The sequence below is a fragment of the Kitasatospora herbaricolor genome (assembly GCF_030813695.1).
Taxonomy (GTDB): domain Bacteria; phylum Actinomycetota; class Actinomycetes; order Streptomycetales; family Streptomycetaceae; genus Kitasatospora; species Kitasatospora herbaricolor.
Genome location: NZ_JAUSVA010000002.1, coordinates 8,757,119 through 8,769,247 on the forward strand (window position 1 = coordinate 8,757,119; position 12,129 = coordinate 8,769,247).

12 protein-coding genes are annotated in these 12,129 nt (G+C 76.2%); 6 read left to right on the forward strand and 6 right to left on the reverse strand.

Annotated elements, in window-relative coordinates:
* Positions 1-59 precede the first annotated feature (59 nt).
* Positions 60-785 carry a DUF998 domain-containing protein gene (locus tag J2S46_RS37885; RefSeq protein ID WP_191291564.1) on the reverse strand — a complete coding sequence of 242 codons (726 nt, stop codon included), beginning with the start codon at positions 783-785 and terminating at the stop codon, positions 60-62.
* A gap of 308 nt (positions 786-1,093) precedes the next feature.
* Between J2S46_RS37885 and J2S46_RS37890 the strand changes: the two genes are divergently transcribed.
* Positions 1,094-1,723 (forward strand): SGNH/GDSL hydrolase family protein, encoded by a 630-nt coding sequence (locus tag J2S46_RS37890; RefSeq protein WP_191291563.1) that lies wholly within the window; start codon positions 1,094-1,096, stop codon positions 1,721-1,723.
* 253 nt (positions 1,724-1,976) lie between these two features.
* Here J2S46_RS37890 and J2S46_RS37895 read toward each other — a convergent pair whose 3' ends face one another.
* The 3 genes from J2S46_RS37895 to J2S46_RS37905 all read right to left on the reverse strand — a co-directional run bounded on the left by J2S46_RS37895 (position 1,977) and on the right by J2S46_RS37905 (position 4,819).
* Positions 1,977-2,648 carry an HAD-IA family hydrolase gene (locus tag J2S46_RS37895; RefSeq protein ID WP_191291562.1) on the reverse strand — a complete coding sequence of 224 codons (672 nt, stop codon included), beginning with the start codon at positions 2,646-2,648 and terminating at the stop codon, positions 1,977-1,979.
* A 195-nt stretch (positions 2,649-2,843) separates the two neighbouring features.
* Entirely contained in the window at positions 2,844-4,199 is a 1,356-nt protein-coding gene (locus J2S46_RS37900; RefSeq protein ID WP_191291561.1) for an ABC transporter substrate-binding protein, read from the reverse strand.
* Positions 4,196-4,819 (reverse strand): MTB12 C-terminal domain-containing protein, encoded by a 624-nt coding sequence (locus J2S46_RS37905; RefSeq protein ID WP_229912950.1) that lies wholly within the window; start codon positions 4,817-4,819, stop codon positions 4,196-4,198. Before J2S46_RS37905 ends, J2S46_RS37900 begins: the two co-directional genes overlap by 4 nt.
* Positions 4,820-4,995: 176 nt before the next feature.
* On the opposite strand from J2S46_RS37905, the gene J2S46_RS37910 reads away from it, so the two are divergent.
* From J2S46_RS37910 to J2S46_RS37925, 4 genes are all read left to right on the forward strand, one after another.
* Positions 4,996-5,541 (forward strand): DUF6233 domain-containing protein, encoded by a 546-nt coding sequence (locus tag J2S46_RS37910; protein WP_229912949.1) that lies wholly within the window; start codon positions 4,996-4,998, stop codon positions 5,539-5,541.
* A 4-nt stretch (positions 5,542-5,545) separates the two neighbouring features.
* Positions 5,546-7,447 (forward strand): ABC transporter permease subunit, encoded by a 1,902-nt coding sequence (locus J2S46_RS37915; protein ID WP_229912948.1) that lies wholly within the window; start codon positions 5,546-5,548, stop codon positions 7,445-7,447.
* 97 nt (positions 7,448-7,544) lie between these two features.
* Complete coding sequence (locus J2S46_RS37920) at positions 7,545-8,306, forward strand: ABC transporter ATP-binding protein (protein WP_229912947.1); 762 nt, start codon at positions 7,545-7,547, stop codon at positions 8,304-8,306.
* A 46-nt stretch (positions 8,307-8,352) separates the two neighbouring features.
* Complete coding sequence (locus J2S46_RS37925; protein WP_191291560.1) at positions 8,353-9,081, forward strand: ABC transporter ATP-binding protein; 729 nt, start codon at positions 8,353-8,355, stop codon at positions 9,079-9,081.
* A gap of 80 nt (positions 9,082-9,161) precedes the next feature.
* Here the strand turns inward: J2S46_RS37925 and J2S46_RS37930 are convergent, their stop codons facing one another.
* On the reverse strand, positions 9,162-9,941 hold the full coding sequence (locus J2S46_RS37930) for a class I SAM-dependent methyltransferase (RefSeq protein ID WP_191291559.1): 780 nt from the start codon (positions 9,939-9,941) through the stop codon (positions 9,162-9,164).
* Between the two features lie 283 nt (positions 9,942-10,224).
* On the opposite strand from J2S46_RS37930, the gene J2S46_RS37935 reads away from it, so the two are divergent.
* Positions 10,225-10,731, forward strand: a complete 507-nt coding sequence (locus J2S46_RS37935; RefSeq protein WP_191291634.1) for an ROK family protein — start codon at positions 10,225-10,227, stop codon at positions 10,729-10,731.
* Positions 10,732-10,763: 32 nt separating this feature from the next.
* On the opposite strand, the gene J2S46_RS37940 is transcribed toward J2S46_RS37935, so the two are convergent.
* Complete coding sequence (locus tag J2S46_RS37940) at positions 10,764-12,113, reverse strand: chloride channel protein (protein ID WP_370882289.1); 1,350 nt, start codon at positions 12,111-12,113, stop codon at positions 10,764-10,766.
* Between the last annotated feature and the right edge of the window lie 16 nt (positions 12,114-12,129).

Below are 12,129 nucleotides of genomic sequence, written 5' to 3' on the forward strand. Positions count from 1 at the left end.
GCGTGCGGGCACGGCCGCAGCTCGTCCCCGGGCGCTGCCCGGTTTCGGCGGGGGCGTCCTCAGGTGTTCAGCCCGACCACCGTGGCTCGTGGCGGCGTCCGCGGCGCGAGCCCGGCGGTGGCCTCGCTCTTGACCAGCCAGGCCAGGCCGAAGGCGAGCACCGCCACCGACTCGCCCAGGTAGGGCAGTGTCAGGGGCGAGTCCCAGGCCAGGTGCAGGACCTCCGAGACCGCGATCGTCAGGATGCAGGCGACGATCACCCAGCCGCTGGTGAGGTAGACCCAGTCCCGGCCGGGGCGCGGACCGGACTCGGGCCGGGAGTCGGCGAACAGCCGCAGGCAGAAGAACGCCAGGACGGCGAACAGGGCCGCCGCGAAGCACAGGTGCAGGACGCCGACCACCACCTGGACCCGGCTGGGGTCGGGCACCAGGGAGTGCGGCGGTTCGGTCGGGAACAGCGCCACCAGGACGGCGAAGGCGCCGGCGACCGTGCTCAGCCGGTCCTCCCGCCGGTCGTAGCGGTAGCAGATCAGGAAGACGCCGATCGCGCAGAGGCCGCCGACGAAGATGTTGCGCATGTGCGTGTAGTACGAGGCGCTCATCGACGCCAGCAGGGCGACCCGGGCGGAGGTGATGCTGTTGCCGATCGGCAGGACGATCGGCAGCAGTGAGCCGATCACCCCGATGCCCAGGCGCAGCCGGCGGACCGTGCGGCGGTCCTGGTCGGGTGTCAGGTCGGAGGTGCCCCGGTTCTGCGGGGCGGGGTGGGATGCGTGATCGGCCATGTGCGGGCCCCTTCGACGAGCTGCGGCGCCGGCCCGCGGTGAGGCGGGCGGGCGGCGCCGGTCGCGTACCGTCCGAAAACGGTCGGTGACCAGCGATGTACCCGCGCACACGGAGCGTGAAACCGTGCGGCCGCAGGGCCGTGGCCGTTGACGGTCCGTCACCGTGATGCCCCCGGCCTCGGTGCGAACCGGCGGGCGCGCTAGCGTCCCTGGAGATCGTCGCAAGCACTCCTGCCACAGCCGTAGCCATAGCCGCGGTCACCGTACGGGCCGGTCGCCGGCCCCCGCACCCGTGAGGAACCGAACCCATGCCCCTCGTCCTGCCGCCCGGTGCGACCGTCCTCTTCCAGGGCGACAGCATCACCGACGCCGGTCGCGACCGCGACACGCACACCCACCTCGGCGTCGGCTACGCCGCCCTGGCCGCCGAACGGTTGCACGCGGCCCGCCCCGGTGTGACCGTCCTCAACCGGGGCGTCTCCGGCGACCGCCTGCGTGACCTGCGGGCCCGCTGGGAGCGTGACACCGTCGCCCACCGCCCCGCGCTGCTCTCGGTGATGGCCGGGGTGAACGACACCTGGCGCCGGTTCGACCTGGGCGAGCCGAGCCCGGCCGAGGCCTGGGAGGAGGACTACCGGCAGCTGCTGACCGGGCTGCGCGAGCGCTTCGACACCCAGCTGGTGCTGATCGAACCGTTCGTCGTCCCCGTCACCCGCGAGCAGTGGGACTGGCGGGCGGACCTCGATCCCCGGATCCACGCCGTCCGCCGGCTGGCCACCGAGTTCGACGCCCGACTGCTGGCCGCCGACGGCCTGCTGAACCAGGCCGCCCGGGGCGCCGGGCGGCCCGAGGCGATCGCGGGTGACGGAGTCCACCCGACCCCGCTGGGCCACCGCGTGCTCGCCGAGGCCTGGGTCGATCTCGTCCTGGCCTCCTGACCTCGCCGCGGGTACCGCCTCGCGCCGCCCGCGGGCGGGACGAGGCGGTACCCGCGGGGGCAGGCCTGCGGGTGCGGGGGGCGGCGCGCGCGGCCACGGGGTAGGGCCCGACGGGGGATGCTGCGCCCACCGTGTCCTGAACGCTCGTCTGCCCGCGCCGCCCGGCCGGGGCACGGTGGCCGTCTGCCCCCGGCCAGGGCAGACCCGGCCGTAGCCGTAGCCGTAGTCGTAGCCGTACTCGTAGCCGCGGCCCTCACCCTGGCCGCCGTTGCGGGCGCGTGGGCGGTACCGGTCCCGCGAGCAGCGGGGCCAGGGCCGGGCGGAGGTCCGCCGCCGTGCGGAAGTGCACCGTCGTCATGCCGAGGGCCGCGGCGGCTTCGACGTTGGCCAGGCGGTCGTCGACGAAGAGGCAGCGCTCCGGCGCGGCGCCGGCCCGCCCGGCGGCGTGCAGGAGGATGCCCGGGTCGGGTTTGGCGACGCCCACCCGGGCGCTGTTGACGATCCCGTCGGCCAGGCCGTCCAGGTCGAGGGTGGCCAGGTCCTCGTCCAGCCACGGGGTGCCGTTGGTGACGATCCACACCGGGCAGTGCTCCCGTGCGGCGCGCAGCAACTCCACCACCTCGGGGTCGGTCCGGAACGGCGCCCGGGTGAACGCGGTGGCGAGTTCCCGCGCGCGGGCCGCCGGTACCCGGTCGGCGAGGCCGCTCGCCGTCGACGCCACCCAGGCGTCCTTGGTGAGCTGTCCGAGGACCAGCGGCTCTCCGCGCCCGGGGCCGAAGGCGGACTCGGCCGTGCTGCCGACCGGTAGCCCGGCGGCCCGCTCCAGCCGGCTCACTTCGGTGGCGTCGAAGAGCCGGATCACGTCGTCGAGGTCGGTGAGCACGGCGTCGAAGGGCGCCGTGGTCCGCGTGATGGGGATCGTCATCGGGCCCCTCCGTCGGGATGATCGGCCGCGCCCGTGCGGTGGGCCGTCCGCCGGGGCCGAGGCCCGGCGCGGGGCACCAGGGTATCCGTCCGGGGCGGGCGGGATCCGGCCGGATCCGGCCGTTCCACCTGTGGGGCCTCGGCATCGGCGGACGGGCCGTGGTCCTCCGCGGGCCGCTCGGGGAGCGGGGAACAATCAGGGCTGGTAGGGGAGTTGGGGAACCTCGTAGCAGGTGGTGTACATGTCCGGGACTTGGCTGACCCAGCCGCCCCGGCCGCCGTCGGCGTCGTCCTGCCAGCGGGCGGCGTTCAGGCAGGCCCGGGTGAGGCCCGTCGGCGGCGGCGTCGGGACGAAGGAGGCGGGCAGCAGCAGGCCGCCGGCGTCGTAGGGCTGCGGGCGGTGCATGAAGTGCTCGACGCAGGCCCGGGTCAGCTCGGCGCCGCAGGAGGCCATCGCGTCGGTCAGCCACCTGGCTCCCGCCCAGCCCTCCAACTCCCAGGCCGAGAGCTTCTGTTCACGGTCGGGGAAGTAGCGGGCGACGGCCTCGCGGAACTCGCGGACGGCGGGTCGCCCGAGGTCGGCGTAGTTCTGGCCGGCGGAGGTGGCCCAGAGGGCGTTGCGGCAGGTGGGGGAGGACCGGTAGTCGGTGCGCACCGCCTCGGACCAGTTCTGCACGTTGGTGACCTTGGCCGTCAGCCGTACCCCGGCCGGTTCCAGGGCCTGGCAGAGGGCGGTGTTGCCCCGGGTGTCCATCGCATCGAAGAGCAGTTCGCTGCCGTCGGCCTTGATCGCGGCGGCCACGGCCTGGAACCCGGGCAGCGCCAGGTCCACGCTCTGGCTCAGCACCCGGTAGCCCTCGGCGCGCAGCCCTTGCTCCAACTGCCGCGCGTAGCGGGCGGAGTCGGCCTGGTTGTAGGAGACCACGGCGGCGCTGCGGGCCCCGAGCCGCTCCTTGAAGAACCGGTAGACCTCGGTGCTCTGGTAGAGCGTGCCGTCCCAGCCGACGGAGCGTCCGTCGCGCGGGGCGCTGCTGCCGTAGATCCCGAAGAGGTGCGGCCAGCGCTCGTAGGCGGTGCCGATCGGCTGGCCGCCGACGTCGGGCACGCCCTTGGCGTTGACGTAGGGGGCGCCCGCGTAGTCCAGGCTGCTGCCCGACACCAGGGCGAACACCTGCTCGCCGTCGACCAGCCGGTGGACGCAGTCCTGGTTGCCGATCCCGCTGCCGCCGTCGTCGCAGGTGATCACCCGCACGGTGCGGCCGGACAGCCCGCCGCGGTCGTCCAGGGCCTGGAACCAGGCCTGGGCGCCGTAGCGCGGGCCCGCGAAGGTCTCGCTGCCGACCGGGCTGGTCAGCGAGGTGATGACGCCGATCCGGATCTCGCCGGCGGTGACGCCGGTGTCGGTGGCCCCGCCGGCGGCGGCCGGGCTGCCGGCGCCGGTGAACTCGCTCTCGGGCAGCCGGCTCCCGCAGCCGGTCAGGGTCAGCAGCAGGGCCGCCAGGACGGCCGCGCGGCGCAGGCGCCGCGCGGCCGGTGCGCGTGTCCGGCTCAACTGCACCCGGGGATCGCCGTGGCGCCGCTCTGCTGGACCAGACCGCAGAGCGTGGAGCGGGAGACCTTCCAGGTGCCGTTGTCGAGCACGGCCTGCCCGGTGGCGTCGGGCTGGACCACGGCGCCCTGGAGGGAGAGCGTGTAGGTGACGGTGGCGTCGGTCGCCGAGGTGAACTGCACGTCGGTCACCTGGGCCTCGACCTGGCCGACCCGGGGGTCGCCGGCGAATCCCTGGAGGGCGGGGGCGAGCTGCTCGCCGCCCTGCAGCAGGGCGGCCTTGTCGGCGATCGGGGTGGCGGGGTCGAAGAACTTCTCCCAGTTGGTGGTCACCTCGGTCTTGGCGGCGGCCGCGTCCGCCGGGGCCGTTCCGCTCGCGGCGGCCGAGGCGGACGCGGAGCCGGAGGCCGCGGCGGATGCCGTCGCGGCGGCCGCGGCCGAGGGGGAGCCGCTGGACGTGCCGCTGCCGCCGCTGCTGCCGCAGGCCGCCGCGAGCAGGACGGCCAGCAGGGCGCCGGTGAACCGGAGGGCGGCCGCCCGCCGCCGGGGCGCCGGCCCGGCGCCGGGCGTGGGTGGCCGGTCCGAGCCGGTGTCGCGGTACTGGTCGGTGTGCGTGGTAGCCATGGCTTCTCTCACCGCGTGTTTCCCGACCGGAGGGCCGTACCTCGCCCGTGGCCCCCGGTCGCTCGGTCCTGCTGACGGGTTGGTGTCCAGCTGCGGTCCGGTGTACCGCAAGTGAGACTATGGGCACGATCTATGATCAAACCGCAATATAGCCGACAGAAAAGGAATACCGGACAATGAGCCGGCTCCACCCGCCGCGGACGAGCGGGGCGCTCCAGGCCCTCGGCCGGGCGCTGCGCGAGTGGCCCGGGTGGTTCACCCTGGCGGCCGGTGCCCTGCTCTGCGTGCTCGGCTGGTACGGCGTCTCCGGCGAGCGCCTGCCCGCCCGGCAACTGCCCTACCTGGCCTCGGCGACGGTGCCCGGGGCGGCGCTGATCGTGGCCGGGGCGGTGCTGATCGCCGCCCGCCGGTCCGGTGGCGGCGGGGGATCGGGGACGGCCCGCCGGGTCGAGCAGCTCTACTCCCTGCTGGTGGGCGAGCCGGGACCGGCCGTCCCGGAGGCGGGCCCGTCCGGCCCGCCGCTGGCGCTACCCGACGGCACCCTCTACCACCGCCGGGACTGCCCCCTGGTGGCGGGCAAGACCCCCGCCGTCCCGGTCGACGCCGCGCTGGTCGCGGCACGGGGCCTGGCGCCCTGCCCGGTCTGCGAGCCCGACCCGCCCGCCGACCCGCCCACCGCTGCGCCGCCCGACGGTCCGCCCGCGGCCCCCAGCGGCGGCTGACCCCGTGCCCGGCACCCTGGACCTCGCCGTCGACCTGGCCCTGGCCGGGCTGGCCGTGGGCAGCGCCGCCGCGCTGAGCGGGGTCGGGCTGGTGGTCACCCACCGGGCGACCGGGGTGCTCAACCTCGCCCAGGGCGCCCAGGCGACGGCCACCGCCTACCTGCTGCGCGAACTGGTCGTGGTACGGAACTGGCCGCCGGTCCCCGCCGCCGCCTTCTGCCTGCTCGTCGCCGCGCCCGCGCTCGGTGTCCTGCTCGACCTGGCGGTCTTCCGGCCGCTGCGCCGCCGGGACGCGGGGCCGGCCGAGGGCATGGTCGCCGGGATCGGCGTGTTCGTGCTGCTGATCGGCGTCATCGTGCTGATCTGGGGCACCACCCCGTTCGGGGACGCGCCCGCGCTCGTCCCGGCCACCGTGGTCGCCCGGCCGGGCGGGCACCCGCTGCGGCTGGACACCGTCGTCCGACTCGCCGTCGTCCTGGCCCTGGCCGGCGGGGTCGGCCTGGTCGAGCGGTGCACCGCCTTCGGGGCCCGGCTCCGCGCGGTCGTGGACGACCGCGGCCTGGCCCGGCTGGCCGGCATCGACGCCGACCGGATCTCCGCCGCCGGCTGGGCCTTCGGCTCCTTCACCGCCGGCCTGGTCGGTGTCCTGCTGGCGCCGTTGCTGCTGCTCGACCCGTACGGGCTGCCGCTGCTCGTGATGGCGACCATGGCGGTGGCCGTCGCCGCCCGGCTGCGGAGCCTGCCGGTCGCGGTCGCCACCGGGCTGGGGCTCGGCATCGCCCAGAGCGAGCTCACCCGGCTGCGGCCCGGCGGCCAACTTCTGCCGCTCGCCCAGGCCGTGCAGACCAACCTCTTCGTGGTCGCCCTGCTGGTCGCGGCCCTGCTGCCGTGGGGCCGCGGTCAGGAAGGGCCGGGACTCGCCACCCGCGGCGCGCCCGGCCGACGGGGCTCGTCCGCCGCCCGGACGGCCTGCGCGGTCCTCCTGCTGCTGCCACTGGGCTTCCGTCCGGAGGACCTGCGGCACGCCCTGCTGGTGCCGGCGCTGGCGCTGGTGCTGCTCTCCCTGGTGGTGGTGACCGGGTACGGCGGCCAGGTGTCGCTCGGCCAGGCCGGGTACGCGGGGCTCGGCGCGCTCGGCACGGCGCTGCTGATGTCCGGCAGGGTTCCGGGCGTTCCCGCGCTGCCCGCCCTCCCGGCGCTCTTGCTGGCGGTGGCCGCGACGGTACCGCTGGGCCTGCTCACCGGGTGGCCGGCCATCCGCCGCCGCGGCCTGGCCCTCGCCCTGGTCACCTTCGCGGTGGGGACGGCGCTCAGCCGGCTGGTCTTCGACCAGCCCTACGCCACCACCGGCCTGACGGTCTCCCGGCTCGGGCTGCCCGCCGACGACCAGGGCTTCTACCTGGTCGAACTGGTGCTGCTCGGGTCCGGCCTGCTGCTGGTCCGCGTCCTGCACCGGGGCCGGCCGGGCCGCGCCCTGACCGCGATGCGCGACCACCAGGCCGGCGCCTCGGCCGCCGGGGTCGACGTGCCGAGGCTCAAGCTGCTGGTCTTCATGGCCGGCGCCGGCCTGGCCGCACTCGGCGGCGGGCTGACGGCGCTGGCGGAGCAGGCCTTCGACGCCACCGCCTTCGACCCGGTCCAGGGCCTGCTGTGGTTCGCCACCGTGGTGGTCGCCGGGGCGGACAGCGCGGCCGGCGCCGTGCTCGCCGCCGCCCTGCTCACCGGGCTGGACGCCGGCACCCTGCCAGGCGTCTCCGCCGTGGTGGTCGGGGCGCTCGCGACGGCGATCGGCCGGCTGCCGGGCGGCCTGGCCGGCCTCGCCCGGCGGCTCGCCGACCGCCCCGCGCCCGGCCTCACCCCGCTCGGCGACCGGCTGCGGCGGCGGATCGCGGAGCGGCCGCGGTGACGGCGGGCCGGCCGGGACGCCGCCGCGGCCGAGGTGCCGGCGGATCACCTCCCCCGGGGGACGGTCCCGCCTCCCGGTGCGCCGGAAGGCGGCTCCGGTGAGCGCCGGTCTGACCGCACGCGGCCTGGTCCGCGGCTTCGGCGGCATCCGGGCCGTCGACGGGGTGGACCTCGCCGCCCCGCCGGGCCGGATCACCGCGCTGGTCGGGCCGAACGGCGCCGGCAAGAGCACCCTCTTCGACTGCCTCGCCGGCGCCGCCCGTCCGGACGCCGGACGGGTCCTGCTCGCCGGCCGCGACATCACCCGCCTGCCCGACCACGCCCGCGCCCGCCTCGGCCTCGCCCGCACCTTCCAGCAGGTCGCCGCCTTTCCGGGGCTGACGGTCGCGCAGAACGTCCGGGTGGGGGCCGAACAGGGCCGCGGCGGCGCCGCCCGAGCCCTGCCCGGCCTGCCCGCTCCCGGACGCGCCGCAGCCCGCTCCGCCGCCCGAGCCGCCACCGACCGGGCGCTGCACCTGCTGGACCTCGACCCGGTCCGGGACTGGCCGGCCGACCGCCTCCCGCCCGGTGCGCTACGGCTGCTCGAACTGGCCCGGGCGCTGGCCGCGGCCCCGCGGGTGCTCCTGCTGGACGAGCCGGCCGCCGGGCTCGACCTGGCCCAGACCGCCCGGCTGGCCGCCGTCCTGCGCGCCCTGACGGCCGAGGGGATGGCGCTGCTGCTGGTCGAGCACGACGTCGAACTGGTCTCCCGGCTCGCCGACACCGTGTACGTGATGGCCGCCGGGCGGGTGGTGGCCCGGGGTCCCACCCGGGAGGTGCTCGCCGACCCGCGGGTGGCGGCCGCCTGGGGCGAGCCGTGAGCCGGCGCGGGCGCCGCGGGCGGCGGGCTATCGGCCGGGTGCCGCGATGGCGGTAGCCGCGGAGCTGCGGGGCGTCCGGGTCCGGTACGGGCTGCTGGAGGCCCTGCACGGGGTGGACCTGGCCTGCCCGGCGGGCCGGGTCACGGTGCTGCTCGGCCGCAACGGCTCGGGCCGGACGACGGTGCTGCGGGCGCTGGCCGGCGACGTGCCGGTCTCGGCCGGGCAGGTGCTGTGGGAGGGCCGGGACGTCACCGCGCTCGACGTCCACCGCCGGGCGGCGGCGGGGCTGGTGTACGTCCCGGCCGAGCGCGGGGTGTTCCGCTCGCTGACGGTCGCCCAGAACCTCGCCCTGTCCGGCGACGCCCCGGTCGACCGGTACTTCCCCGAACTCGCCGGGCTGCTCCACCGACGGGCGGGCACGCTGTCCGGCGGGCAGCAGCAGATGGTGGCGGTGGGGCGGGCGCTGGCCGCCCGGCCCCGGGTGCTGCTGCTCGACGAGCCGGGCCGGGGGCTCGCCCCGGCCGTGGCGGCCCGGCTGCACGCCCTCCTGTTCGACCTGGCGGCGGCCGGCCGGACGGTGGTGCTGGCCGAGCAGGCCCCGCTGCATTCCCTGCGGCGGGCGGCCGTGGTGCACGTACTGCGGCGCGGGCGGGTGGCGTTCAGCGGCGAGCCGGGCGAACTGGGCGGCGCGAGCGCGGGGGTGGGTGGAACGGGCGGGGCGGGTGGTGCAGGTGGGACGGACGAGCCTTGGGCCGGCCCGGGGCGCCCGCTCTGACGGCTGGGCCGCCCGGGCCCGCCCGGCAGGCCGACCTGGTTGGGCCGACCTGGCGGGGCCGGCCGGGTGGGCCCGGCGGGTCAGCCCCGCGGCGGGTCGTCGTTGTCGGCGATCAGCAGCCGGAACCCGTAGTCCACGGTCTCCTGGCGGAGGAGGTCGGCATGGCGGCGGGCCCAGGCCCCGGACTCCAGGTCCGCGCGCAGGCGGGCCACGGCGGGTTCGACAACCTCGTCGGGCAGGGTCGCGAAGGTGGAGCTGGCCCGGCGGACGGTGGCGTCCAGATACTGCTCGGGCCGCCGCCAGAAGGCGACCTGGAAGCCGTCGGTGAAGTCGTGCGGGATCGGGAACGGCAGGACGGTGTGCGCGCCGAGCTCCCGCGCGACCTCGCCGACCGGGAGGAACCGGGAGTGTTCCAGGTCGCGGATCTCCGGCAGGTACTCCGAGACGATCCACAGCTCCAGCGGGTGGGTCGGGTCCCAGGTGAGGACCACCTGCCGGCGGGCCACCCGGCGCAGCTCCCGCAGGCCCTGGCGCAGATCGGTCCAGTGGTGCACGGTCATGATCGCCATCGCGGCGTCGAACTCGCCGTCCGCGAAAGGGAGATCCTCGGCCCAGGCCCGGACCTTGCGGCCGCCGGGGTGCTGGTCGAGCATCACCTGGGACGGGTCGACGGCGGTCACCTCGGCGTCAGTGGGCTCGTACGACCCGGTGCCCGCACCGACGTTGAGCACCGTGCCGGCGCCCGCCAGGGCCCGGGCGATCAGGGCGGCCAGCCGCGGGTCCGGGTGCCGGACGTTCCGGTAGCCGGCGCCGATGCGGTCGTAGGTGACCGGCGCACCGCCGGCGGGGAGAGTGCTCATGATCCCCATGACAACTCATGCGTCCGGTGCATGACGGTGTTTCGCCGATGTTCCGCGCCGTCGCGGCGGACAGCCGAGGGCGGGCGGGGCCCCTGGGCCCGCCCGGGCCGGTGGCCGGCGCGACCTCGGTGACCGTGCCGGGCATCCGGTTGCGGATGCCGAGGCTCATGGATCTCCCCTTCGGGGAATGTCGAAACGGCAGGTCTCTTCCTGCCGTCCGGCCACTGTCATCACGATCCGGAGCGCTGTGGATTCGCTTGCCCTCGTTCCCGGCAGCTCCTGAATCCGGCCCGGCCGGAAATCCTGCGCCTGCGGGCGGACCGGCTGCTGGGAGCTGGCCGTCGGGCTCCAGACCTTCCTCGACGCCGCTGCCGACCCGGCCGACCGGGTGCACGACCGCTCGGTCGACCTGGCCGAGCGCCTCGACGAGCTGCTCGCCCGGGCCGAGGCGGGTGAGCCCCGAACCCTCGCCGCGCTGGCCATGATCGCCGCCGACCTCTCCCTGGGCCTCAGCGTCCTGGTGGACGTGCTGAACCCCTCGCGGATCGTCCTCGGCGGATACTTCGCGGTCTTCGGCCGGTACCTGGTGGACGAGGCGCAGCAGTTCGTCGACCGGCGCCGGATCTCGCCCGCGGCGCCGCGCGTGGTGGTCGCCGCCTCGACGCTCGGGCTCTCCAACGCGGCCCAGGGCGGTGCGCATCCGACCCTGGAACCGCTCTTCAACGACCCCTCCGGGGTCCGGGTGCGCGCGACGATCACGCACGACGAGTCCGACGCGGAGCAGGCCTAGCCGGGCGCGCCCCGGGCGGGGCCGAGGCGCCGTCAGGCCTCGGCGGGCACCGGTGTCCGGGCCGGGGGCGGGACCAGCCTGGACGCGGTGACGTGACACACCACCACGGCCACGATCACCAGCGGCATCACCGTCACCCCGTCGGCGCCGAGCAGCAGCGTGGCGAGCAGGACGGAGGTCATCGGCAGCCGCAGGAGCGCGACCGACATCGCCCCGATGCCCATCGCGGCACCGGCCACGAACGGGAGCCCCGGCAGGTGGGAGAGGGCGATCCCGCCTGCCGCGCCGATGAACATCGCCGGGAAGATCGGCCCGCCGCGGAACGCCGAGAGGCAGACGCAGTACCCGATGCTCTTGCAGGCGACCAGCAGCGCCAGCGCGCCCGCGGTGTAGCCGTCGGTGTGCAGCAGGAGTTCCGGCAGCTGGCTCTGGCCGGAGAAGAGCACCTCGGAGAAGTCCTTGCCGGTGCCCTCGGCGTAGGCGATCGCGACCCCGGCCGTGACCAGGCCCATCACCGGCGTCCAGAACAGCCGGGAGCCGTTCACCCGAGGCTGCAGGTGCAGCGCCGTCCGCTGGATCGCGGTGCCGAGGCAGGCCGACGCGACCCCGATCACCAGCGCCCAGCCGAACTGGCCCAGGTCGGGCCGGCCCACCGCGGGCAGGCTCGGGATCACCAGCGAGCCGCTGCCCACCCCGGTCCAGGAGCCGATGCCGGTGAAGACCAGCGAGCCGACCCCCGAGGCCAGCAGGCCCGGCAGCAGCACGATGCCGAGCATCGGCCCGCCCAGGCCGGACGCCTCCATCAGCAGGAACGCTCCCAGCAGCGGCGAGCCGAGCAGGGCGCTGACGGCGGCGAAGCTTCCGGAGGCCGCGACCACCGCCTGGGTCGTCCTGTCGGCGTCCGGCTTGAGCAGCCGGAACAGGTACAGCGCGATGCCGCCGCCCAGCGCGATCAGCGGGGCCTCCGGGCCGACGACCGCGCCGAGGCTGAGGGAGAACACCGCCGCCAGCAGGATGCCCGGCAGCTCCGCCGCGGGCGGTGCGCCCTTGGTGTTCAGCCCCTCGGCCGGCTGGTGGCCGCCGTTCCCCGGCAGGTACCGGACCGTCAGCGCGACCAGGAGACCGGCCACCCCGAGGAAGGGGACCGGCCACCACACCGGCGCTCCGTCGAAGCCGAGGGCCTTCGGCAGGTCCGTGTACACCGCGTCCTGGAGGAGGGAGACGGCCCGGAGGAAGCCGTAGGCACCCGCCGACAGGACGACGCCGAGCACGGCCGCCACGACCAGGAGCATCAGGTAGCCCCTGCTCCGCAGCGGGCCGAAGGGGTCCGCGAGGAGGGCGGCGGCGGCAGGGTCCGCGGCCGGCCCGTTCGGTGACGTCAAGGTGCTCCTCGGTGCC

Coding starts and splice junctions, on each gene's coding strand:
- J2S46_RS37885 (WP_191291564.1), bottom strand. CDS start 785: ATGGCCGATCACGCATCCCACCCCGCCCCGCAGAACCGGGGCACCTCC.
- J2S46_RS37890 (WP_191291563.1), top strand. CDS start 1,094: ATGCCCCTCGTCCTGCCGCCCGGTGCGACCGTCCTCTTCCAGGGCGAC.
- J2S46_RS37895 (WP_191291562.1), bottom strand. CDS start 2,648: ATGACGATCCCCATCACGCGGACCACGGCGCCCTTCGACGCCGTGCTC.
- J2S46_RS37905 (WP_229912950.1), bottom strand. CDS start 4,819: ATGGCTACCACGCACACCGACCAGTACCGCGACACCGGCTCGGACCGG.
- J2S46_RS37910 (WP_229912949.1), top strand. CDS start 4,996: ATGAGCCGGCTCCACCCGCCGCGGACGAGCGGGGCGCTCCAGGCCCTC.
- J2S46_RS37925 (WP_191291560.1), top strand. CDS start 8,353: ATGGCGGTAGCCGCGGAGCTGCGGGGCGTCCGGGTCCGGTACGGGCTG.
- J2S46_RS37930 (WP_191291559.1), bottom strand. CDS start 9,941: ATGAGCACTCTCCCCGCCGGCGGTGCGCCGGTCACCTACGACCGCATC.